Genomic DNA, 24,039 nt, shown 5'->3' with positions numbered 1-24,039 from the left:
TGGTGGCCCGGCACGAGAGCCTGCGCACGGTGTTCGCCGAGGACGCCGAAGGCCCGTACCAGATCGTCCGGGACCCGGCCGACGCCCGGCCGGAGCTGACCGTGATCGAGACCGGCCCGCGGGAAGTGGACGAGCGTCTGCGGGAAGCCGCGCGACGTGGGTTCGACCTCTCCGCGGACTCCGGTGAGCTGCCGTTGCGCGTAACGCTGTTCGAGGTCGGCGACGACGAGCACGTACTGCTGCTGCTCCTGCACCACATCGTGAGTGACGCGTGGTCTCGGGCCCCACTGGCCCGTGACCTCACGGCGGCCTACGCGGCCCGGGTGCAGGGTGCGACAGCCCCCGAGTGGGCGCCGCTGCCGGTCCAGTACGCCGACTACAGCCTCTGGCAGCGCGACGTCCTCGGCACCGAGGACGACCCGGACAGCGAGATCTCCCGCCAACTCGCCTACTGGACCGACACACTGACCGGACTCCCCGACCAACTGGAGCTGCCGTACGACCGCCCGCGCCCCTCGGTCGCCACCTACCGCGGCGACCGCATCCCCTTCGAGATCCCCTCAGCGCTCTACGACCGGGTCGTCGCCCTGGCGAGGGAGACCCAGGCGAGCCCGTTCATGGTGCTTCAGGCGGGGCTCGCCGCGCTGCTCACCCGGCTCGGTGCCGGCCATGACATCCCCATCGGCACCCCGGTCGCGGGCCGCACCGACGGCGCGCTCGATGACCTGATCGGTGTGTTCATCAACACGCTGGTGCTGCGGACGGACATGTCCGGCCGTCCCTCGGCGCACACGCTCATCGAGCGCGTGCGGAAGCAGAACCTGGAGGCGTACGCGCACCAGGACCTGCCGTTCGAGCGGCTGGTGGAGGCCGTCAACCCGGAGCGCTCGCTCGCCCGCCACCCCCTCTTCCAGGTGCTCCTTGCCTTCAACAACACGGACACCGCCGCCGTCGACGACGCGGTCGCGCAGTTGCCGGGGCTGTCGGTCTCGCGTGCGACGGCCGACACCGGAGTGGGCAAGTTCGACCTCTCCCTCGCCTTCGCCGAGCAGGCGACGACGGGCTCGGGACTTCAGGGAGTGCTGGAGTACAGCACCGATGTGTTCGACCGGGAGACCGTCGAGACACTGGGCCGTCGCTACCTGCGCCTGCTCCAGGCCATGGTCGACGCCCCGGGGATGCCCGTCGACGAGGCGGATCTGCTGGACGGGACCGAGTCCCACACTCTCCTCACCGACTGGAACGACACGGCGCGTGAGGTGCCGGGGCGTTCGGTGGTGGAGCTGTTCGAGGAGCGGGTGGCCTCGGACCCGGCCGCGGAGGCCGTGGTCGCGGGCCAGGAGTCACTGTCGTACGGCGAACTGGACGCCCGTGCCGAACGGTTGGCCCGCGTGCTGGTCGAGCGCGGCGCCGGCGCCGAACGGTTCGTGGCCGTGGCCCTACCCAGGTCCGTGGACCTGGTCGTGGCACTGCTCGCGGTCTGGAAGACCGGCGCCGCCTATCTCCCGCTGGACACCGAGTACCCGGCCGAGCGACTGGCGTACATGCTGGACGACGCCGACCCCGTCCTGCTCCTCACCACCAGCGACCTCACCCCCGTACTGCCGGTCGACACACTGGTCCCGCACGTCCTCCTCGACGACCAGGGCCTCCGGGCACAGCTGTCCGCCCCGGCCGGCCCCGAACCGCTGCATGTCACCCACGACCCGCACGACTCTGCCTATGTGATCTACACGTCGGGGTCGACGGGACGCCCGAAGGGCGTGGTCGTGCCGCAGGGCGCACTGGTGAACTTCCTGACCGCCATGCAGCAGAGCTTCGAACTCACCTCCGGGGACCGCCTGCTGGCGGTGACCACCGTCGGATTCGACATCGCCGGACTGGAACTCTTCGTGCCCTTGTTGTCGGGCGCGGCCGTGGTGGTCGCCGAGCGGGAGGTGGTCCGGGACCCGGTTGCCCTGTGCACCCTGATCCGCACCGCGGACGCGACGACCATGCAGGCGACGCCGAGCCTGTGGCGGGCGGTGCTCGCCGAGGACGCGTCCGTACTGGCCGGGCTGCGGGTGCTCGTCGGTGGCGAAGCACTGCCCCCCGACCTCGCCGAAGCACTCACGCAACACGCGACATCCGTGATCAACCTGTACGGCCCGACGGAAACGACGATCTGGTCCACCCAGTGGCCGGTGACAGCCGAGGGCGCACGCCGACCCCGGATCGGCCGCCCGATCGCCAACACCCAGGTCTACGTCCTCGACCACACCCTCCGACCCGTCCCACCCGGCACACCCGGCGAGCTCTACATCGCCGGCACCGGTCTGGCACGCGGCTACCACCACCGCCCAGGACTCACCTCACAACGCTTCGTCGCCAACCCCTACGGCCCCACCGGCACCCGCATGTACCGCACCGGCGACCTCGTCCGCTGGACCCCCGACGGACAACTCGAATACCTCACCCGCATCGACGACCAGATCAAACTCCGCGGCCACCGCATCGAACCCGGCGAGATCGAAACCGCCCTCACCACACACGAACACATCGCACAAGCCGCCGTACTCGTCCGCGAAGACCGCCCCGGAGACCCGCGCCTCGTCGCCTACATCGTCCCCGCAACCCAGCAGCAGCCCATCGAGACGGCAAACCTGCGCAAGCGCCTCGCCTCCCGCCTGCCGGACTACATGATCCCCTCAGCGTTCATCACCCTCGACGCCTTCCCGCTCACCCCCAACGGCAAGCTGGACCGCCGCGCCCTCCCCGCACCCGACCACGAACCACAGACAGGCCACGGCCGCGCACCACGCTCCCCCCGCGAAGACATCCTCCGCACCCTCTTCGCCGAAGTACTCGGCATCGACACCATCACCATCGACGACGACTTCTTCACCCTGGGCGGCCACTCCCTGCTCGCCACCAAACTGGTCAGCCGCATCCGCACCGTCCTGGGCACGGAGCTGGCCATCCGACAGCTCTTCGAAAGCCCCACCGTCGCCGAACTCGCCGCCGCACTGGACACCGCGACCGGCGCACGGAAGCCGCTGCGGGCCACGGCCCCCCGTCCCGCACGCGTTCCGCTCTCGCACGCCCAGCAACGGCTGTGGTTCCTGCAGCACTTGGAGGGGCCGAGCGACGCGTACAACGTGCCGATCTCGCTCACCCTGACGGGACCGCTGGACCAGGAGGCGCTGCGGCAGGCACTGGCGGACGTCGTGGACCGGCACGAGAGCCTGCGCACGGTCGTCGTCGAGGACGGTTCCGGCACCGCCCATCAGGTGGTGCTGAGACCGGAGCAGGCGCGGGTGCCGCTGACCGTGGAGCGTCCGGCCTCGGACGCGGAGGCCGACGCGCGGATGCGGCGGGCCGCGGGGTACGTCTTCGACCTCGCCTCCGAGATCCCCCTCCGTGCCTCCCTGTTCGAGGTCGACGCCACCGACGCCGGCTCCGCCACCGGCCGCAGGGCCCTGCTGCTGCTCACCCACCACATCGCCAGTGACGCCTGGTCGCGGGGCATCCTCATCCGGGACCTGGTGGCGGCGTACGCCGCGCGCACCACGGCCGGACAGGCGCCCGACCGGTCGCCGTTGCCGGTGCAGTACGCCGACTACAGCCTCTGGCAGCGCGACGTCCTCGGCTCCGAGGACGACCCGGACAGCGAGGCCGGCCGCCAACTCGCCTACTGGAAGCGGGCGCTGGCCGGACTGCCCGAGGAGTTGTCGCTGCCGTTCGACCGGCCGAGGCCGGCGGTGGCCTCGTACCGGGGCGACCGGGTCACCTTCGACCTTCCGGACGCCGTGTACGAGCGGCTTGTCCGGGTGGGCCGCGATCAGGGTGCCAGCCTGTTCATGGTGGTTCAGGCGGGGCTGGCGGCGCTGCTGACCCGGCTGGGCGCGGGCACGGACATCCCGCTGGGCACCCCGATCGCGGGCCGCACCGACGACGCGCTGGACGACCTGGTCGGCTTCTTCGTGAACACGCTGGTGCTGCGCACGGACACCTCGGGCGATCCGACGTACGCGGAGCTCATCGACCGGGTCCGGGCCACGTCCCTGGCGGCGTACGCGCACCAGGACCTGCCGTTCGAACGGCTGGTGGAGGCGGTCAACCCGGAGCGCTCGCTCGCCCGGCACCCCCTCTTCCAGACCATGCTCGGTTTCGACAACGCCGGTCGTGCCGATGCCCGCGCCGATCTGACCGGGCTCACGGTCTCCGGGCGGCCCCTCGGGGCTCCCGCCGCGAAGTTCGACCTGTCCTTCGAACTCGCCGAGCGTCCGGCCGGGCCCGGCCGGGCGGCCGGTCTGAGCTGTGCGCTGGACTACAGCACCGATCTGTTCGACCGCGTGACCGCGCAGTCCGTCGCCGACCGCTTCGTCCGCGTCCTGACGGCCCTCGCCGAGGACCCGGGGCGGCGGGTCGGCGAGACGGAGATCCTGGGCCCGGACGAGCGGCGGCGGATGCTCGTCGAGTGGAACGACACGGCGGTCGGCCACGTGGACCGCACGCCGGTCCACGTCCTCTTCGAGGAGCGCGCCGCCGCCGAACCGAAGGCTCTCGCCGTCGTGTCGGGTGAGGAGCGGTTCAGCTACGGCGAGTTGAACGCGCGAGCCAACCGGCTGGCGCACCGGCTGCTGAGCCGGGGCGTCGGCCGGGAGAGCCGGGTCGCGGTCTTCCAGAAGCGCTCCGCCGCACTGGTCGTCTCCACGCTGGCCGTGCTCAAGGCGGGCGGTGTGTATGTGCCGATCGATCCGCAGCAGCCCGCGTCCCGCTCCGAGTTCATCCTGCGGGACACCGGGGCCGTGGCCCTGCTCACCGACCGCGACCCGGGTGAGCTGCCCTTCGCCGTGGACGTGCCGGTCCTCGACGTCGGCCCCGGCGTGGACCTGTCCGGCGAGGCCGACACCGACCCCGGGGTGCCGACGGACGCCGAGCAGCTCGTGTACGTGATGTACACCTCGGGCTCGACCGGCACTCCGAAGGGCGTCGCCAACACCCACCACAACGTGGTGCATCTGGCGGCGGACCGCTACTGGCGCGGCGGGCGTCACGAGCGGGTGCTGATGCACTCGCCGTACGCCTTCGACGCCTCGACGTTCGAGATCTGGACGCCTCTGCTGACGGGTGGCACCGTCGTGGTGGCCCCCGCCGGGCGGCTGGACGCGGCCGACCTCGCCACCGTCATCTCCGGGCACCGGGTCACGGGTCTGTTCGTCAGCGCCGGTCTGTTCCGGGTGCTCGCCGAGGAGCGGCCCGAGTGCTTCCGCGGGGTGCGTGAGATCTGGGCCGGCGGCGACGTGGTCTCCCCCACCGCCGTCCGCCGGGTCCTTCAGGCCTGCCCTGACACGGTCGTCGCCAACGAGTACGGGCCGACGGAGACCACGGTGTTCTCCGCCGTGAACCCGCTGCGCGACCCGGCGGAGGTTCCCGAGGCGGTCGTACCGATCGGCCGGCCCCTGTGGAACACCCGGGTGTACGCCCTCGACGAGCGGCTGCGGCCGGTGCCCGTGGGTGTGCCCGGCGAGCTGTACATCGCGGGCAGCGGTGTGGCCCGCGGCTATCTGGGCCGGGCCGCGCTGACGGCACAGCGCTTCGTGGCCGACCCGTTCGCGGGCGTCGGCGAGCGGATGTACCGCACCGGTGACGTCGTACGGTGGCTGTCCGACGGGCGGCTGGAGTTCCTGGGCCGGGTCGACGACCAGGTCAAGCTGCGGGGCTTCCGTATCGAGCCGGGCGAGGTGGAGGCGGTCCTCGCGGGCCGGCCCGAGGTGAGCCAGGCCGCGGTGGTGCTGCGGGAGGACCGGCCCGGCGACAAGCGGCTCGTGGCGTACGTCGTGGCGGGCGCGGGCGGCCCGGCCGCCCCCGAGGCGCTGCGTGCGCATGTGGCGGGCACGCTGCCCGAGTACATGGTCCCGTCGGCCGTCGTCCTCCTGGACGGGCTGCCGCTCACCCTGAACGGCAAGCTCGACCGGCGGGCCCTGCCCGCGCCCGACTACGGTGCCGACACCGGCCGGCGCGGACCGCGTACGGAACGGGAGAAGGTGCTGTGCGGGCTGTTCGCTGACGTCCTTGGCCTGACCGAGGTCGGCGTCGACGACGGGTTCTTCGACCTGGGCGGCGACAGCATCATGTCGATCCAACTGGTCAGCCGGGCACGACGGGCCGGACTCGCACTGTCCGTGCGCGACATCTTCGAACACCGGACCGTGGCGGCACTCGCCGACGTCGTCACCGAGACCGGCACCACCGTCACGGAGGAACCCGGCGCCGGCATCGGCGACATGCCGCTCACACCGATCATGCGGTGGTTCCTCGAACGCGGCGGCCCGGCCGACCAGTTCAACCAGTCCCGGCTGGTCCAGGTGCCCGCGTCGCTGCGCCACGACGACCTCACGGCCGCGCTGGGGGCCCTGCTGGACCACCACGACGCGCTGCGGGCCCGGCTGACGGCCGGCCCGGAACGGCGGCTGGAGATCCGCGAGAGGGGAGCGGTCGACGCCGACTCCGTCGTCCGCCGGGTGGACGCCTCCGGCCTCGACGAGGACGAGCTGCAGAACCTCGTACGGACCGAGACGGTCGCCGCGCGGGAGCGCCTGGACCTCGGTGCGGGACGGGTCGTCCAGGCGGTCTGGTTCGACCGGGGCGACACCCGGCCCGGTCTGCTGCTGCTGATCATCCACCATCTCGTGGTCGACGGGGTCTCCTGGCGGATACTGGTACCGGACCTCGCCGAGGCGCACCGTGCCGTGGCGGCCGGCCGGCCGGCCGAACTGCAGCCGGTGGGCACCTCGTTGCGCCGCTGGGCGCGGCGCCTCACCGAGGTGGCGGGCGATCCCGCCCGCACGGCCGAGGCCGACTGGTGGCGGTCGGTGCTGCGGCCCGGTGACCCGCTGCTGGGGCGGCGGCCGCTGGATCCGTCCCGTGACACCTACTCCTGCGCCCGTCATCTCACCCTGACCCTGCCCGCTGTGGTGACCGAGCGGCTGCTGACCCGGGTGCCTGCCGCGTTCCGGGCCGAGGTCAACGACGTTCTGCTGGCGGCGTTCGCCCTCGCCTGGGCCCGCCGCGGCGGCGCCCGGGGAGCCGGGGTGCTGCTGGACCTGGAGGGGCACGGGCGTGAGGAGGACCTTGTCGGCGGGGCGGACCTGTCCCGCACGGTCGGCTGGTTCACCAGCCTGCACCCCGTGCGGGTGGACGCCGGCGCGGTCGACCTCACCGACGCGTTCGCGGGCGGACCGGCCGCCGGAGCCGTCGTCAAACGGGTCAAGGAGCAGCTGCGGGAGGTGCCCGACAAGGGCATCGGGTACGGACTCGTCCGCCATCTGAACCCGCACACCGCCGCCAAGTTCGCCGGGCTGCCCACGCCGCAGGTCGCCTTCAACTACCTCGGCCGGTTCACCACCGCCGGAGTCGAGAACGCGGGCAACGCGACGGTTCCCGACTGGACGGTGCTGGCCACCGCTTCCGGTGTCGGCGGCACCGACCCCCGGGTGGCGCTCGCCCACCCGCTGGAACTCAACGCCCGCACCAACGACGGGCCGCGCGGGCCCGAGCTGTCGGCCACCTGGTCCTGGGCCGACGGAGTCCTCGACGAGGACGAGGTGCGGGAGCTGGCCGAGCTGTGGTTCAAGGCGCTGGAGGCGGTCGCCGACCACGCGGAGAACCCCGAGGCCGGCGGGCTGACCGTCTCGGACGTGTCGCTGAGCCTGCTGGACCAGAGCGAGATCGACCTGCTGGAGGACGAGTGGAGGGACCTGTGATGGCGAGGCAGTCCGGACTGCAGGACATCCTGCCCCTGGCGCCGCTGCAGGAGGGCCTGCTCTTCCACAGCGTGTACGACGAGGAGGCCCCCGACGTCTATCTGGTGCAGCAGGCCATCGACCTGGAGGGCGACCTGGACACGGCGGCGCTGGCCGCCGCCTGCCGGACCCTGCTGCGGCGCCACGCCAATCTGCGCGCGGCCTTCCGCTACCAGGGCCTGAAGCGGCCCGTCCAGCTGATCCCGCACCAGGTGGAGCTGCCGTGGGAGGAGACGGATCTGTCCCGCCTGCCCCAGCCGGAGCGGTCCGCGGCCGCGGACCGGCTGCTGGAGGAGGACCGGCTGCGCCGCTTCGACCTGGGCCGGCCGCCCCTGATGCGGTTCACCCTGATGCGTCTCGGGGACCGCCGGTACCGCTTCGTGCTGACCAACCACCACATCCTGCTCGACGGCTGGTCGCGCCCCATGCTCGTGCGGGAGCTCCTGGCGCTGTACCGGACGAAGGGCGACGACAGCGCGCTGCCGCGGGTCCGCCCCTTCCGGGACTACCTCCAGTGGCTCGCCGGACAGGACCGGGACGCGGCGGTCGCCGCCTGGCGTAAGGCGCTCGCCGGACTCGACGGGCCCACCCTCGTCGCCCCGCAGGCCGCCGAGCGGGCACCGGTCGTGCCCGGCCGGCTGGAGACGAAGCTGGACGCCGCCGGCCACGCGGCGCTGACCACGCTGGCCCGGGAACGGTCCCTCACCCTCAACTCCCTGGTGCAGGGCGCCTGGGCGGTGGTCCTGAGCGGCCTCACGGGACGGCAGGACGTGGTGTTCGGTACGACCGTCTCCGGGCGGCCGCCGGAGGTCGCCGGGATCGAGACCATGGTGGGGCTGTTCATCAACACCCTGCCCGTGCGGGTGCGGCTGCGGCCCGACGAGCCGTTCGTGGACGCGGTGCGCCGCACGCAGGACGAGCAGACCCGGCTCCAGACGCACCAGCAGTTGGGGCTCGCCGAGGTGCGGCGGCTGGCGGGCGCGGGTGAACTCTTCGACACCACCATGGTGTTCGAGAACTATCCGGTCGACATCGGTGCCGAGCGGGACGAGCCCGGCGGCTTCGGCGGGGTGACGGTCACCGGCACCCGCAACCGGGACGCCACGCACTACCCGCTGGCGCTGGTGGCCGTCGGCCGCGACGGACTGCGGCTGCGCCTCGACCACCAGCCCGACCTGGTCCCGACGGAGGCGGCCCAGGCCGTCCTCGACCGGCTGGTGCGCGTCCTGCGCGGCGTGGCCGCGCAGCCGCGGCGCACCGTCGGACAGCTCGACCTGCTCTCCGCCGAGGAGCGGAACACCGTCCTGGCCCTCGGCCGCGGCACGGACACCGGCCCCGCCGACGAGACGCTGCCCGCGGCCTTCCGCGCCCAGGCCGCGCGCACCCCGCACGCCCCGGCCGTCCGCTGCGGTACGACCGTGCTGGACTACGCCGGACTCGACGCCCGGTCCGACACGCTGGCGCGCACTCTGGTCGCGCTCGGGGTGGAGGCCGAGACCCCGGTGGGGCTCCTCATGGACCGCTCCGCGCATCTGATCGTCGCCCTGCTGGCCGTGCTCAAGGCGGGTGGCGCCTATGTGCCGCTCCGGCAGGGCGACCCGCTCGACCGGCTGCGTCAGGTCACCGGCCTGGCCGGCGTCTCCCACATCCTCACCGACGCGGAACACGCGCCTCGCGCGGACGAGTTGGGCCTGATCACCGTACGGGCCGACGCCCCGGACACCCCGGACGCCGGCGGTGCGGAGCTGCCCGCCGGCCCCGGGCACGCCGACCGGCTCGCCTACGTGATGCACACCTCCGGTTCGACCGGGACCCCCAAGGGTGTCGCCGTCACCCACCGGGACGTGGTCGAGCTGGCCCGCGACCGGTCCTTCTCCGGCGGCGCCCACGCCCGGGTGCTGGTCCACTCGCCGCACGCCTTCGACGCCTCCACGTACGAGGTGTGGGTGCCGCTGCTGTCCGGCGGCACCGCTGTCGTCGCCCCGCCGGGGGACCTGGACGCGGACACCCTCGGCAAGGTGCTCACCGAGCACGAGGTGACCGGGCTGTGGCTGACCTCCGGGCTCTTCCAGCTCGTCGCGGACGAGGCCCCCCATCATCTGGCGGGGGTGCGGGAGGTGTGGACGGGCGGCGACATCGTCCCCGCCGCCGCCGTCCGCCGGGTCCGGGACGCCTGCCCCGGCACGGCCGTCGTCGACGGGTACGGGCCCACCGAGACGACCACGTTCGCGGTCCGCCACCGCATCCCGGCAAACTCCCCGGTGCCGGCCACCGTGCCCATCGGCACGCCGCTGGACAACACCCGGCTGCTCGTCCTGGACACCGCGCTGCGTCCGGTCGCCCGGGGCCTCGCGGGTGAGCTGTACCTCGCGGGGGCGGGGCTCGCTCGCGGCTACTGGCGGCGGCCGGGTCTGACCGCGGAGCGTTTCGTCGCCGACCCGTACGGCCCGGCGGGCACCCGCATGTACCGCACCGGCGACCTCGTACGGTGGACGGCGCAGGGCACGCTCGACTATCTGGGGCGCGTCGACGAACAGGTCAAGATACGCGGGTTCCGCATCGAACTCGGCGAGATCGAGGCGGTGCTGGGCCGCCACCCCGAGGTCGCCCAGGCCGTCGTCACGCTGCGCGAGCCGCGTCCCGGCGAGAAACGGCTGGTGGCCCACCTCGTCACCGAGGAGGGCGGCAACCCGACGCCGGACGCGCTGCATGCGTATCTCGCCGCCGAACTGCCCGACTACATGGTCCCGTCGGACTTCGTCACCCTGGACGCGCTGCCCCTCACCGGCAACGGCAAGATCGACCGCAGGGCGCTGCCCGCGCCCGACGCCGTCCCCGCCGCCGTCGGGAGCCGGGCACCGCGCACCCCGCGGGAGGACATCCTGTGCGGGCTCTTCGCCGGCCTCCTCGGCGTGCCACGGGTCGGCATCGACGACGACTTCTTCACGCTCGGCGGGCACTCGCTGCTCGCCACCCGGCTGGTGGGCCGGATCCGCTCGGTCCTCGGTGCCGAACTGAGCGTGCGGCAACTGTTCGAGGCGCCGACCGTGGCGGCCCTGGCCCGCGCCCTCGACACGGCGGGCGCGGCCCGTCCGGCCCTGCGGCCCGCCGAGCCGCGCCCGGAGCGGATCCCCGCCTCCCCGGCGCAGCGCAGGCTGTGGTTCCTGCACCGCTTCGAGGGGCCGAGCCCGACGTACAACATCCCGTTCGCGCTGCGGCTGTCGGGCGATCTGGACCGGTCGGCGCTGCGGGCCGCGCTCGCCGACCTGACGGACCGGCACGAGAGCCTGCGGACGGTGTTCGCGGAAGACGCCGAGGGCCCCCGGCAGATCGTGCTGCCCGCCGCCGAGGCCCGGCCCGAACTCACCGTCGTCCCGTCGGTGGCGCCGCACCGCCTGGCGGCGGAGATCACCGGGGCGGCGGCCCACGCCTTCGACCTGGCGGCGGAGATCCCGCTGCGGGCCTGGCTGTTCGAAACGGGCGAGCGGGAACAGGTGCTGCTTCTGCTGGTCCATCACATCGCCGGCGACGGCTGGTCGGTGCCCCTGCTCGCCCGTGACCTCACCACCGCCTACACGGCCCGTCTCGGGCAGCGCGCCCCCGACTGGCGTCCACTGCCCGTCCAGTACCCCGACTTCACCCTGTGGCAGCGCGATGCGCTCGGCTCGGAGGACGACCCCGACAGCCCTGTGGCCCGACAACTCGCTTATTGGACAGAGGCGTTGGCGGGGCTTCCGGAGGAGCTGGCGTTGCCCGCCGACCGGCCGCGTCCGGCCGTTGCCGGGGGCCGGGGAGGCCGGGTGCTGTATGAGGTGCCCGAGGAACTGCACGAGCGGATCGTCTCCGTCGCGCGGTCCTGCCAGGCCAGCCCCTTCATGGTGGTCCAGGCGGCCGTCGCCGCTCTGCTCACCCGGCTCGGCGCGGGCGAGGACATCCCGCTGGGCACCCCCGTCGCCGGACGCACCGACGACGCCCTGGACGGTCTCGTCGGCTTCTTCGTCAACACCCTGGTACTGCGGGCCGACACCTCCGGCAACCCCGCCTTCCGGGAACTGGTGGCCCGGGTCCGCGAGACGGACCTGGCGGCGTACGCGCATCAGGACGTGCCCTTCGAGCGGCTTGTGGAAGTGCTCAACCCGAAGCGCTCACCGGCCCGCCACCCGGTCTTCCAGACCATGCTGACCTTCAACAACACCGACCGGCGGCCGGGCGACGGACTGCGCCTGCCCGGGCTGGACGCCGAGTCCCTGTCCGCCGACACCGGCACCGCCAAGTTCGACCTGCTGTTCTCCTTCGCCGAGCGGTACGACACCGACGGGCGGCCCGCCGGACTCGGCGCGGGCCTGGAGTTCAGCACCGACCTGTTCGACCCGGACACCGCCGAGACGCTGGTCACCCGGCTGCTGCGTCTGCTGGACGCGGTCACCGAGGCACCGGACCGCGCCGTCGGGGACGTGCCCCTGCTGGACGACGAGGAACGCGGCCGTGTCCTTGCCGCCGCCCACGGACCCACGCGCACACCGCCCGGCGGGTCGCTCCCGGAGCGTTTCGCGGCGGCGGTCGCGCGGGCCCCGCACGCCGTGGCCGTCGAGGCTCCCGAAGGTGTGCTGACCTACCGCGAGTTGGACGCCCGGGCCAACCGGCTGGCCCGGCTGCTCATCGACCGGGGGGCGGGGCCGGAGAGCCTGGTCGCGGTGGCCATGCACCGGTCGGCCGAGCTGGTCATCGCGTGCCTGGCGGCCCTCAAGGCCGGCGCCGGATACCTGCCGGTCGACCCCGAGTACCCGGCCGACCGCATCGCGTACATGCTCGACGACGCCCGGCCGGCCTGTGTCCTGACCACCGGGGACCTCGCCGAGGCGCTGCCCTCGGGTCCGGCCGGGCCCCCGCTCGTGGTGGACGACCCGGCCACCGGGGCCCGGCTCGCCTCCCACCCGGCCGACGACCTCACCGACGCCGAGCGGACCGCCCCGCTCGACCCGGCCCATCCCGCGTACGTGATCTACACCTCCGGCTCGACCGGCCGCCCCAAGGGCGTCGTCATGCCGGTGCGCGCCCTGGCCAATCTCCTCGACTGGCACGAGCGGACCCTGCCGGGCGGGACCGGCACCCGGGTGGCGCAGTTCACCGCGGTGAGCTTCGACGTCTCCGTCCAGGAAATCCTCTCCGCGCTGCTGGCCGGCAAGACCCTGGTCGTCTGCCCCGAGGACGTCCGGCGCGACCCGGAGCGGCTGGCCGGCTGGCTGGGCGAGCGGCGGATCCAGGAGCTGTACGCGCCCAACCTGGTCATCGACGCGGTCTGCGAGGCGGCCACCGCCGCCCGCCTCGACCTGCCCGACCTCACCGACCTGGTGCAGGCCGGTGAGGCGCTGACCCCGCACGGGGCCATGCGCGCCTTCTGCGCCGCCCGCCCGGGCCGCCGCCTGCACAACCACTACGGTCCCGCCGAGACCCACGTGGTGACGGCCCACCGGCTCCCGGCGGACCCGGCCGAGTGGGGTCCCTCGGCGCCCCCGATCGGCCGACCCGTCGACAACACCGCCGTCCGGCTCCTCGACCCGTGGCTGAACCCGGTTCCGCCCGGTGTCCCGGGTGAGTTGTACATCGGCGGGGACGGGCTCGGCCGCGGCTACCTGGGCCGGGCCGGCCGCACCGCCGAACGGTTCGTCGCCGACCCCCACGGTCCGGTCGGCGCCCGTATGTACCGCACCGGCGACCTCGCCCGGCTCACCCGCGACGGGCTGCTGGTGTACCTGGGCCGGGCCGACGCGCAGGTCAAGATCCGCGGCTTCCGTATCGAGCCCGGCGAGATCGAGGCCGCCCTCACCGCGCACGCCTCGGTCGCCCAGGCCGCGGTCGTCGTACGGGAGGACCGGCCCGGGGACCGGCGTCTGGTCGGCTATGTCGTGGCCGCCCACCGGGAGGCCCCCGACCCGGCGCGGCTGCGCGAGCAGCTGGCCGGGCGGCTGCCCGCCCACATGGTGCCGGCCGCGCTGGTCACCCTCGACGGGCTGCCGCTGACCCCCAACGGCAAGCTGGACCGCGCCGCGCTGCCCGTGCCCGCGTACGCCGCCGGCCGGGCGTCGAGGCCGCCCCGGACGCCCGCGGAACACACCGTGTGCGCCCTGTTCGCCGAGGTGCTGGGCGTCGAACGGGCGGGCGTGCAGGACGACTTCTTCGAACTGGGCGGTCATTCCTTCCTGGCCGCCCGTCTGGTGGCCCGGATCCGCGAGGGGTTCGGCCAGGAGCTCCCCGTCCGCACGGTCTTCGACTCCCCCACCCCGGAGGGCATCGCCGCCGTACTGACGGGGACGGCCGACGGGGCCGCGGGACGTTCCTCGCAGGGGCTGCTCCCGCTGCGGGCGCGCGGCACGGCCGCCCCCCTGTTCTGTCTGCACCCGGGCGGCGGGTTCAGCTGGTGCTACGCCGGGCTCGTCCGCCATCTCGGCCCGGACGTACCGGTCTACGGCATCCAGGCGCGCGGCCTCGACGGCGGCGGTCCGCTGCCGTCGTCCATGGCGGAGATGACCGAGGACTACCTCGCGCGGATCCGTTCCGTGCAGCCGGCCGGCCCGTACCGGCTGGCGGGCTGGTCGTTCGGCGGACTCGCCGCGCACGCCCTGGCGACCAGGCTGCGCGCCGAGGGCGAGGAGGTCTCCCTGCTCGCCCTGCTGGACGCCTATCCGCCGGGAGAGAACGCGGACACCTCGGAAGTGGTCGAGCACGAGGTGGTCGCGCACAATCTGCACGCCATGGGCTTCGCGTTCGACATGGCCGAGCTCATAGCAGACCAGGAAAGCGTTCTGCGACGTTTCCGGGAGTTCCTGCAGTCCGGGGAGCAGGCGCTGGCACAGCTGGAGGCCCGGGACGTACTCGCACTGAAGGACGTCTATGTGAACAATGTCCGGCTCATGCGGGGGTTCACACCGGAATTCTTCGACGGGGACGTCCTCTTCGTCTCCGCGGAGCAGAAATCGGCGGACGACCGGCAGGGCCGCCTGAATGTCAGCTTGTGGCAACCGTTCACCGGTGGTTCGGTCGAGGTGTGCGCCATAGACTCGACGCACGGAAATCTGATGACGGATGCCCGCCATATGGCCCGGATCGGCCAATTCCTCGCGGACCGTCTGTGACCTTTCACAAGATCCCTGACAGGCCATCCCAGAGAAACAGGAAACGCTGAGAAGGAGCGATGGAATGAGCAGCAATCCCTTCGAGGACCCCGAGGGCACCTACCTGGTCCTGGTCAACGACGAAGGGCAGCACTCGCTGTGGCCGGCGTTCGTCGAGGTACCCGCGGGCTGGCGGACCGTCCTCGGGGAGAGCACCCGGGACGCGGCACTCGACTACGTCAACGCCCACTGGACCGACATGCGTCCCAAGAGCCTCATCGACGCCATGGACGGCACCGCCTGATCCGATCGCTGCACGGCCCGCGCACCCGGGCGCTCCGGGGCGCGGGCCGCGTACGTGCCCGGGGGCGCGCACCGCACGACCACCACGAGAGACCACGAGAGGGGAGAGGCACCATGCCGGTCATTCCCGTGAACGGGATTCGGCTCAGCTACGACGAGGCCGGCACCGGCGACCCGGTGGTGATGATCCAGGGCACCGGCGGCGGCCGTACCGTGTGGCAGCTGCACCAGGTGCCCGCGCTCACCGCGGCCGGTCTGCGCGTGATCACCTTCGACAACCGGGGCATCCCCCCGTCCTCCGAGTGCCCCGAGGGCTTCACCCTCCAGGACATGGTCGGGGACGTGGCCGGGCTCATCGAGCGCCTGGACCTCGGGCCCTGTGCCGTCGTCGGCACGTCCATGGGCGCGTTCGTCGCCCAGGAGCTGGCCCTGGCCCGGCCCGAACTGGTCAGCCGGGCCGTCCTGATGGCGACCCGCGGCCGCACCGACTTCCTGCGGGCCGAGCTCACCCGCACGGAGATCGACCTGTACGACTCGGGTGTACGGCTCCCGGACCGGTACGCGGCCGTCCTGCGGGCTCTGAAGTCGCTGTCGCCGCGGACGCTCGACGACGACACGGCGATGGCCGACTGGCTCGATCTGTTCGAGTTGACGTCCGCGCCGGGGCCGGGGCAGCGGGCGCAGATGGAGGTGAGCCGGCTGGAGAACCGGCTGGCCGCCTACCGGGGCATCCGCGTCCCCTGTCAGGTCATCGCCTTCGCCGACGACCTGGTCACCCCGCCCCGCCTGGGCCGGGAGGTCGCCGATGCCGTGCCGGGCGCCCGCTTCGACCTCGTCGAGGGCTGCGGGCACTACGGCTACCTGGAGGATCCCGCCATGGTGAACAAGCTGCTCGTGCAGTTCCTCACCGGCCCGTGAGGACAGGCACGGCACGACGGGCCCGCTCCGGCGCACGCGGTGGGACCGGTGCGTTCCGGGAGTGCCCCGGCACAGCGGCTGAACGAACCGTCGGATGCGGGCCCGGACGTCCGGTGGTGTGAGAGGAGGGCCGGGCGAGCCCGGCCCTCCTCCTCGACTCAGGCGCCCGGTGCGTGGGACGCCGCGTAGCCCTTCAGGTAACTGTTCGGGTAGTGCAGGCCGTTGGCCCACAGGGTGCCGTCCGCCGTGGGGTACAGGGCCGTCACCTCCGAGCCCGGGGTCGCCCCGGGTGCCGCGGCCGTTTCCCACGTGGAGCCGTTCCAGCCGGCCAGGCCCCGGTCCTTGGTGCGGTGCGCGTACAGGCCGGCCCAGACGGTTCCGTCGTGGACGGCGAGGGCCTGGACGGACATGCGGTCCTCGGTCTCGTCGCCGGTCGGGGCGGGCACCGGCACGTAGGTCGTCTGCCAGGTGGTGCCGTCCCCGCGCAGCACGAACGCCCTGGGCGCGCCGGTGCCCCGGTCGGAGTACAGGTTGCGGTCGGTGCCGCCGATCCACACCTCGCCGTTCCGCACGACCACCGCGTTCGCGGTCGCCGAAAGACCGGACAGCCGCGGCAGCGCCACCTCCTTCCACGACGTGCCGTCGTAGTGCGCCGCGAAGAGGCGGCCGCTGCCCGAGCCGACCACCCAGACGTCGTCGTCGGACACGACGTGCACGGCCTTGAGGTTGGTCCAGGCGTCCTGCGCGCCGAGCTTGGTCAGCGTCCAGGCCGAGCCGTTCCAGTGGGCGACCGCGCCGGGCACGTCGCCGTTGCTCTCGCGGTAGTTGCCGACCGCCCACACGTCGGTGCGGGAGACGGCCCGGGCCGCCAGCACCTCGAAGTTCGGGATGGTCCGGTCCGTCCAGCCGGTGCCGTTCCAGTGGTACTGGCTGAAGTCGCCCCACTCGCCGCGTCCGAGGGCCCACACGTCGTCGCTCGCGGTACCGGTGAGCACGTCGGTGGAGGCGCCGTCGGAGGGCAGCGGCAGGCTGCGCCAGGTGCCGGCCTGCCGGGTCCACAGCGTGTGCTCGTACTCGCAGGGCAGACAGGTGCTGCTGGTCTGCACGGTGCTGCGTGCCACGGCCGACGTCGCGTCGAAGGGCACGTACGCGCTGAGTCCGGCCGGCGCCGGGGGCGGCACGGGCTGCCATCCCGCGGCGGCGTGGGCCCGGTCCGCCGGGGCCAGGCCGGCCAGGACTGCCAGGAGCAGTGCCGCCATCGCGTACAGCGCGGCCCGTAACCGGTGGGTGGGTCTGTGTTCGATCCGCATGCTGACTCCCGTCGAGATCGGTTGCTGCGCCTCCACCGTCGCCGCTGCGCCGGGCCGGGCGGGCCGCGTTGGCAGCTAGTTGCCGGGAGAGAACGGCGCTCCAGGGACGAAAGGAGAGGAGGGAGGGTCGTTTCCGTCCGGGGGTGACGGGCGACCCTCCCTCCTCGGCGGAGGGACCTGGCTCTACGGCTGGTAGTAGTCAGGTCGCGCGGTACCACGGCGGTGCCGGCCGGCGAACCGTGCGTACTGGGGCTGCTCCTCGGGGTGGTGGCGGGTGGACTCGGCCTGGTCCGGGAATCGGGCCGGTCCACCCGGGCCGCCGGAGACCTTGCCGGGCCACCAGTTCCACTTGCCCAGCGCCGTCATCAGCGCCGGCAGCACATAGATCCGGATGATCACGGCGTCCAGCAGGATGGCCGCCGCGAGACCCACGCCCAGCTGCTTGAACTCGACCATGCTCAGCGTGCCGAAGATCGCGAACACCCCGACCATGACGATCGCGGCGCTGGTCACCACGCCCGCCGAGCGGATGATGCCCTCACGGACGGCGTCCTTGGTCGAGGCACCGTGCAGCGCGGCCTCGCGGATCCGGCTGACCACGAAGACGTGGTAGTCCATCGACAGGCCGAACAGCACCACGAACAGGAAGAGCGGCAGCCACGAGACGACCGCGCCCGAACTGTGGAAGTCGAGGATCCCCTCCGCCCAGGTGTTCTGGAAGACGGCGACCAGCACACCGAACGCGGCCGCCGCGGAGAGCAGGTTCAGCAGGATCGCGGAGATCGCGACGGCCAGCGACCGGAAGATCAGGACCATGGTGACGAGGGTCAGCAGCAGGACGAAGCCGACCACCCAGGGCATCCGTTCCTCCAGGTGCCCCGTGAAGTCCACACCCTGGGCCACCTTGCCGCCGACCGCGCTCTCGGCGTCGGGCACGTCGGCCGTGGCCTGCGGCACCCAGTCGCGCAGCAGGTCCAGGGACTCGCGGGCCCCGTCGCTCTTGGGCTGGTACGGCGTGCCCACGTCCACGGTATGGACCCGGTGGTCCGCCGACTCCTTGATCGTCGGTGTGGAGTCGTGTGCGAACAGTTCGTCCTTCGCGGTGCGCTCCAGGACGCCCTTCAGCGCGGACTTCACCTCGTCGGCCCGGTCCGCGGGCGCCCGGACGGCGACCTGGTGCACGGTGCCCTTGCTGGGGAAGGACGCGGTGAGCCGGTCCATCGCCTGCACCACGGGGATGTCCCGGGACAGGTCGTCGGAGCCCGGCTGCTTGAGCTTCATGTCGAGGGCCGGCACGGCCAGCAGCAGCAGCGCGCCCACGGACACCACCAGGGTGATGACCGGCTTCGACAGCGCCGGACGCAGCAGCGCGGGCCACACCCTCGACTCGCCGGAGCGCATGGTGAGCCGCCACAGGAACGGCACCTTGGGCTTGTCGACCCAGCGTCCCAGCTTGGCGAGGAGGGCGGGCAGCACGGTCACCGAGGCCAGTACGGCGACCGCCACGACGATGATCGAGCCGGTGGCCAGGGAGGCGAAGGTCGCCTCGTTGGCCAGGTAGAGGCCGGCCATCGCCACGACGACGGTGGTGCCGGACACCACGACGGTGTGCCCCGAGGTCTCCGCGGCGACCTCGATCGCGTCGACGTGGGACCTCCCCAGGCGGCGCTCCTCGCGCTCCCGCTTGAGGTAGAAGAGCGAGTAGTCCACGCCGACGGCCATGCCCATGAGCAGGATGACGTTGCTGACCGCGCTGGTCTCGGGCAGCACGTGGGAGGCGAGCGTGGACAGCCCGATGGCGGCGCCGACACACGAGAGGGCCAGCACCACGGGCACGCCGGCCGCGATGATCGCGCCGAAGACGACGAGCAGGATCAGCAGGGTCAGCGGCAGGCTGATCAGCTCGGCCTTCTGGAAGTCCTCGCCGAGCGTCTCCGTCAGTCCCTTGGCCGTCGAGCCGGTGCCCACCTCGTCGACCCGCAGGCCCTCGTGGGCGTCCTGGACCGAGGCGCTGACGTCGAGCAGCGGCTGCACCCGTCGGTCGGCGTTCTCCGTGTCGCCCTTCATGGTGACGGGGACCAGCAGCGCCTTGCCGTTGGGTGCGGGTACCGGGTCGCCGACGCTCTCCACCTCGTCGAGCGCCTTCATCCGCCCGACGATGTCCGCCGCCGCCTCCCGGCCGGCCGCCGGGTCCAGCTTCCCGCCGTCCTCGGCGGTGATCAGCACGTTCTCCTCGGCCTTCTCGGGGAAGTCACCCGAGTGCACGATCTTGCCGGCCCGGCCGGACTCGCGGACCCCCGACTCCTCGTCGCTGATCGCGTTCGTACCGGCCGCCCCGCCCAGGAAGAGGCACGCGGCGACGAACACGACCCACAGGCCGATGGCGGACCACGGATGCGTGGCGCTCCATCGCGCAATCCGTACCGTTGCCGGTTTCTTTCGCACCTTGCTTCCTTCCGTTGCTGCAGGTCCGGCCCGGGAAGCCGGTCGGATCTCGACGAGGAGAACGCTAGGTCCGCCGGGAGCGGGGTGGATACGAGGTAAACCGTCGTGGTGACCGCTGCTTTCCGCAGGCTCACCTTACGGAAACCCGCAGGTGCCGCCCTGCGGGAAACCGCAGGCAGAAACCTGCGGGAAACCGCACCGCCCCTGGGAATCCTTGACCATTAAAAGCCGGACCGTTACGTTCGGAGCACGAATTGAGCGACACCCGCAAAAGGCTGTGAAATAGCTTCCTGCTAGAAATGTCGGCGGATCGCGGATCGTAGCTCATTGAATGGCAGACGTACATTCCTTGGCAATTAGTTGCCGAGGTGCGACGACAGTCGAGGGGAGAAAATGGAGACCACGGTCCTCACCCGGCAGCATGTTGCCAAACTCGTCAAGGAGAGCGGCAACGATCGCTTCATGGACCGGATGATCGTCCGACTCCAGGAGGCGTTCACCGCCGTGGACAAAGGCGTGAGCCCCACTCGGGACGGGTTTGTACGCGGCCCGGGGAACACGGCCATCATCGAGTGGATGCCGCACCATGATCCGGGACGTTCCATAACGATCAAGACGGTGGCCTACACGCCGTCGAACCCCAGCACGTTCCAACTGCCCACCATCATCGGATCCCTCACGCGCTACGACGATGTGACGGGCCGTCTGCTGACGGTGTGCGACGGAATCCTGCCCACCGCGATCCGTACCGGAGCCGCCTCGGCGATCGCCAGCCGGCTGCTGGCCCGTCCCGACAGCCGGGTCCTCGGCCTGGTCGGCGCCGGCGCGCAGGCGGTGACCCAGGCGCACGCCCTCAGCCGGGTGTTCCCGCTGGAGCAGATCCTCGTGCACGACATCGAGCCGGCCCACGCGCGTTCCTTCGCGGACCGGGTGGACTTCCTCGGCCTCGACGTCCGGGTCGTGGCGCTCCCCGAGTTGGAGGCGGCGGCGGACATCGTCTGCACCGTCACCTCCGTCGGGGTCGGCGAGGGGCCGGTGCTGAACGGCACGAACCTGCGGCCGCACGTGCACATCAACGCCATCGGGGCCGACCTCATCGGCAAGGTCGAGGTGCCCAAGGCGGTCCTGAAGTCGGCGTTCGTGACCCCGGACCATGTGGCGCAGGCACTGCGGGAGGGAGAATGCCAGCAGTTGGAGGAGGGCGACATCGGGCCCGATCTGATGGCCCTGTGCGCCGACCCGCAGACGGCGGCCCGGCATCGGGACGGGGTGACGGTCTTCGACTCGACGGGCTTCGGGCTGGAGGACCACGTGGCCCTCGACGTGCTGCTCGAACTCGCCGAGGAGGCCGGCATCGGCGACCGGGTCCAGATCGAGCACCTGCCCGACGACGCACTGAACCCGTACTCGTTCCAGTGACGGGGTCGCGGTGACGGGTGGGTCCGGCGGGTGACCACGATGTGCCGGGCGACGGGGGCAGCCCTGCCGCCCGGCACGTTCGTGCGTCAGGACTCCAGATACCGCAGTACGGCCAGGATCCGGCGGTTGTAGCCGGTGGTGTGCGCGAGTTCGAGCTTGTCGAAGATCATGTTGAGGTTCTTCTCCACCGTGCTCATGGAAATGTGCAGCTTCTCCGAGATGGCCGCGTTGGTGTGCCCCTGGGCCAGCGTCTCCAGGACGCTGCGCTCGCGGGGGGTCAGCCGGGTCAGCGGGTCACTGTGCGTCGTACGGATCACCAGTTGCCGTACGACCTCCGGGTCGATGGCGGCGCCGCCCGCGTGGATCCGCTCCAGCGCGTCGAGAAATTCCTCCACCTGGGCGACCCGGTCCTTGAGCAGATAGCCGACCCGCTCCGCGTTCGACGTGAGCAGCTGCGCCGCGTAGTTGCGCTCTATGTGCTGGGACAGCACCAGGACCCCGACCCCGGTCCACCGCTTGCGGATCTCCAGCGCGGCCCTCAGCCCCTCGTCCGTGTGGGTGGGGGGCATCCGGATGTCCACGACGACCAGGTCCGGCGGCTGGGCCTCGACCTCCCGCAGCAGGGCGACGGCATCACCCACCGCGGCAAGGACCTCGTGGCCCTCCTCGATGAGCAGCCGGACCAGCCCCTCTCGCAGCAGGGTCGAGTCCTCGGCCAGCATTATGCGCACGGCAGCTCCGCGGTGATCGTGGTGGGCCCCCCGGAGGGGCTGTGGACGTGGAGTCGGCCGTCCAGGGCACCGACCCGGCTGCGCAGGCCGGTCAGTCCGCTGCCCTCCGGCTTCGCGCCGCCGACACCATTGTCCTCGACGCGGATGACGAGGACGGGCCCGTGCGTGCGGACGCTCACCTGGATCTCCGTGGCGGCCGAGTGCTTGGCGGCGTTGGTCACCGACTCCGACACGACGAAGTACGCGGCGGTCTCGACGGAGGCGGGCAGCGGCTCGGCGAGCGCGAAGTCCGTCCGGATGGGGATGCTGCACCGCTCCGACACCCCGGCCAGCGCCTCCTGGAGCCCCAGGTTGTCCAGCGCCGTCGGGTACACCCGCCAGGCCACTTCCCGCAGTTCCGTCAGGACGTCCTGCGACTCCTTGTGGGCCTGCTCCAGCAGACTGCGCGCCTGCTCGGGCGTGCGGCCGCCGCGACGGGCCCGCCCGAGGAGCATGGCCAGCGCCACCAGACGCTGCTGCACCCCGTCGTGCAGGTCCCGCTCGATGCGCCGGCGCTCGGTGTCGACCGCCTGGAGCACCGCCGCCCGGCTGGTGGCGAGTTCGTCGATGCGCTGCTGCATCAGCTCGCGCTCCGAGGGGCCGAAGCACTCGCGGGCCAGCCGCGCGTCGAGCGCCTGAAGCGAGAACAGGCCCTGCATGTCCAGGAAGAGCAGCACCCCGCCGAGCAGCACCTGGGTGACCAGATTCCCCCAGCCGAGGGTCCCCCGGACCAGGCTCGCGACGAGCAGGCCCGCGAGGACGGCGCCGAAGGCGAGCAGTCCGAGCACGACGCCGGTGATCAATCCGGCGTATGTACGGGCGGCGAGGTAGCGCAGGACGCGCTGGTCGGGCACGGGCCGGGCGGGGAAGACGTCCCCGAAGAAGACCGAGCGGCGCCACCGTTCGAGCGCCGTCAGCCGTCGGCCCCCGGCGATCAGGACGACGAACGCCCGCCGCCGGGTGCGCGGCCACAGCAGCAGCGGACCGAGCGGGGTGCTGACGACGACGAAGTAGAGGAGTCCCAACAGCGCGGTCAGACAGCCGAGGAGGACTCCGGCGGCCCGCAGGGGCAGCGCCGGGGTGGGCGTCGCCGTGGGCTCACCTCCCGGCAGCGCGGTTCCGGGCGCCGTCGGGAAGGGCCGGGTGGTCGTGTCCGCCGAATCCCCCTGCACGCTCGCTGAGCGTAGTCGGGCGGCGCAGCCGGGGCAAGATCGTTCGGCTTGGGTGAGAACGGGACCGGTCACGACGTGCGGCGGTGCTGGGCGGTGCCGCGGGAGCGCAGCCGTACCACGATGTAGCAGGCCAGTGCGGCGACCACCAGGACCAGGACGCCCTTGCTGATCACACCGACGTAGTCACCGACGGTGTCCCACTGGTCGCCCAGCCAGTAACCGGACATGACCAGTACGGCGTTCCACATGAAGCTGCCCACTGCGGTCAGCGCCAGGAAGGTCGGCAGCGGCATGCGCTCAAGGCCGGCCGGCACGGAGATCAGGCTGCGGAAGATCGGCACCATGCGGCCGAGGAAGACGGCCTTGGTGCCGTGCTTGGCGAACCACTCCTCCGTCCGCTCCAGGTCGGAGGTCTTGACCAGCGGCAGCCTGGCCCAGATCGCGTACATCCGCTCACGGCCGAACAGCGCGCCGATCCAGTAGAGGACGGCGGCGCCCACCACGGACCCGAGAGTGGTCCAGAACAGGGCCGCGAAGAGACTGATGACGCCCTGCCCGGCGGCGAAGCCGGTCAACGGCAGGATGATCTCGCTCGGCAGCGGCGGGAAGAGGTTCTCCAGGGCGACGGCGAGGCCGGCGCCGGGCGCGCCCATGGCGTCCACCAGGTCGGCCGCCCATCCCGCGATGCCGCCCGCGGGCTCCTGTGGCAGCGCCAGGGTGATGTGGTCCATTTCGAAGTCTCCAGGTACGAAGCGCACGCCGCGGGCCGGTGCCGCGATCCGGTGACCACGCTAGAAATCCCG

10 protein-coding genes are annotated in these 24,039 nt (G+C 72.3%); 5 read left to right on the top strand and 5 right to left on the bottom strand.

Annotation, left to right across the window (positions count from 1 at the left end):
- Positions 1 to 2 precede the first annotated feature (2 nt).
- The 4 genes from ACIRFL_RS24650 (at position 3) to ACIRFL_RS24635 (ending at position 16,120) form a co-directional block, all read left to right on the top strand.
- Positions 3 to 7,748 (top strand): amino acid adenylation domain-containing protein, encoded by a 7,746-nt coding sequence (locus tag ACIRFL_RS24650; protein ID WP_404032144.1) that lies wholly within the window; start codon positions 3 to 5, stop codon positions 7,746 to 7,748.
- Positions 7,748 to 14,920, top strand: a complete 7,173-nt coding sequence (locus tag ACIRFL_RS24645; RefSeq protein ID WP_404032141.1) for an amino acid adenylation domain-containing protein — start codon at positions 7,748 to 7,750, stop codon at positions 14,918 to 14,920. Before ACIRFL_RS24650 ends, ACIRFL_RS24645 begins: the two co-directional genes overlap by 1 nt.
- Before the next feature lie 64 nt (positions 14,921 to 14,984).
- Positions 14,985 to 15,203: an MbtH family protein gene (locus tag ACIRFL_RS24640; RefSeq protein ID WP_404032138.1), complete on the top strand. Its 219-nt coding sequence runs from the start codon at positions 14,985 to 14,987 to the stop codon at positions 15,201 to 15,203.
- A gap of 113 nt (positions 15,204 to 15,316) precedes the next feature.
- Positions 15,317 to 16,120: an alpha/beta fold hydrolase gene (locus ACIRFL_RS24635; protein WP_404032135.1), complete on the top strand. Its 804-nt coding sequence runs from the start codon at positions 15,317 to 15,319 to the stop codon at positions 16,118 to 16,120.
- A 158-nt stretch (positions 16,121 to 16,278) separates the two neighbouring features.
- Here the strand turns inward: ACIRFL_RS24635 and ACIRFL_RS24630 are convergent, their stop codons facing one another.
- Both ACIRFL_RS24630 and ACIRFL_RS24625 read right to left on the bottom strand, forming a co-directional pair.
- A complete protein-coding gene (locus ACIRFL_RS24630) occupies positions 16,279 to 17,430 on the bottom strand; it encodes a hypothetical protein (protein ID WP_404032132.1) in 1,152 nt (383 codons plus the stop codon).
- Between the two features lie 183 nt (positions 17,431 to 17,613).
- A complete protein-coding gene (locus ACIRFL_RS24625; protein ID WP_404032129.1) occupies positions 17,614 to 19,875 on the bottom strand; it encodes an MMPL family transporter in 2,262 nt (753 codons plus the stop codon).
- A 393-nt stretch (positions 19,876 to 20,268) separates the two neighbouring features.
- Here ACIRFL_RS24625 and ACIRFL_RS24620 point away from each other — a divergent pair, with 393 nt between their 5' ends.
- Positions 20,269 to 21,294 (top strand): ornithine cyclodeaminase family protein, encoded by a 1,026-nt coding sequence (locus ACIRFL_RS24620; protein ID WP_404032126.1) that lies wholly within the window; start codon positions 20,269 to 20,271, stop codon positions 21,292 to 21,294.
- 86 nt (positions 21,295 to 21,380) lie between these two features.
- Here ACIRFL_RS24620 and ACIRFL_RS24615 read toward each other — a convergent pair whose 3' ends face one another.
- The 3 genes from ACIRFL_RS24615 to ACIRFL_RS24605 all read right to left on the bottom strand — a co-directional run bounded on the left by ACIRFL_RS24615 (position 21,381) and on the right by ACIRFL_RS24605 (position 23,967).
- Entirely contained in the window at positions 21,381 to 22,016 is a 636-nt protein-coding gene (locus tag ACIRFL_RS24615; protein WP_404032152.1) for a response regulator, read from the bottom strand.
- Positions 22,016 to 23,236, bottom strand: coding sequence for a sensor histidine kinase (locus ACIRFL_RS24610; RefSeq protein ID WP_404032123.1), 1,221 nt, complete (start codon positions 23,234 to 23,236; stop codon positions 22,016 to 22,018). Before ACIRFL_RS24610 ends, ACIRFL_RS24615 begins: the two co-directional genes overlap by 1 nt.
- Positions 23,237 to 23,304: 68 nt before the next feature.
- A complete protein-coding gene (locus tag ACIRFL_RS24605; RefSeq protein WP_404032120.1) occupies positions 23,305 to 23,967 on the bottom strand; it encodes a DedA family protein in 663 nt (220 codons plus the stop codon).
- Positions 23,968 to 24,039 lie beyond the last annotated feature (72 nt).

It is taken from the genome of Streptomyces sp. NPDC102462, from assembly GCF_044765425.1.
Classification (GTDB): Bacteria; Actinomycetota; Actinomycetes; order Streptomycetales; family Streptomycetaceae; genus Streptomyces.
Note: the sequence above shows the minus strand (reverse complement) of the source record. Positions and strands in the feature narration are given on the sequence as shown.

What these genes read in the sequence shown, in the direction of transcription:
- ACIRFL_RS24615 (WP_404032152.1), bottom strand. Translation starts at nt 22,016, where the DNA reads ATGCTGGCCGAGGACTCGACCCTGCTGCGAGAGGGGCTGGTCCGGCTG.
- ACIRFL_RS24630 (WP_404032132.1), bottom strand. Translation starts at nt 17,430, where the DNA reads ATGCGGATCGAACACAGACCCACCCACCGGTTACGGGCCGCGCTGTAC.
- ACIRFL_RS24640 (WP_404032138.1), top strand. Translation starts at nt 14,985, where the DNA reads ATGAGCAGCAATCCCTTCGAGGACCCCGAGGGCACCTACCTGGTCCTG.
- ACIRFL_RS24620 (WP_404032126.1), top strand. Translation starts at nt 20,269, where the DNA reads ATGGAGACCACGGTCCTCACCCGGCAGCATGTTGCCAAACTCGTCAAG.
- ACIRFL_RS24645 (WP_404032141.1), top strand. Translation starts at nt 7,748, where the DNA reads ATGGCGAGGCAGTCCGGACTGCAGGACATCCTGCCCCTGGCGCCGCTG.
- ACIRFL_RS24605 (WP_404032120.1), bottom strand. Translation starts at nt 23,967, where the DNA reads ATGGACCACATCACCCTGGCGCTGCCACAGGAGCCCGCGGGCGGCATC.
- ACIRFL_RS24635 (WP_404032135.1), top strand. Translation starts at nt 15,317, where the DNA reads ATGCCGGTCATTCCCGTGAACGGGATTCGGCTCAGCTACGACGAGGCC.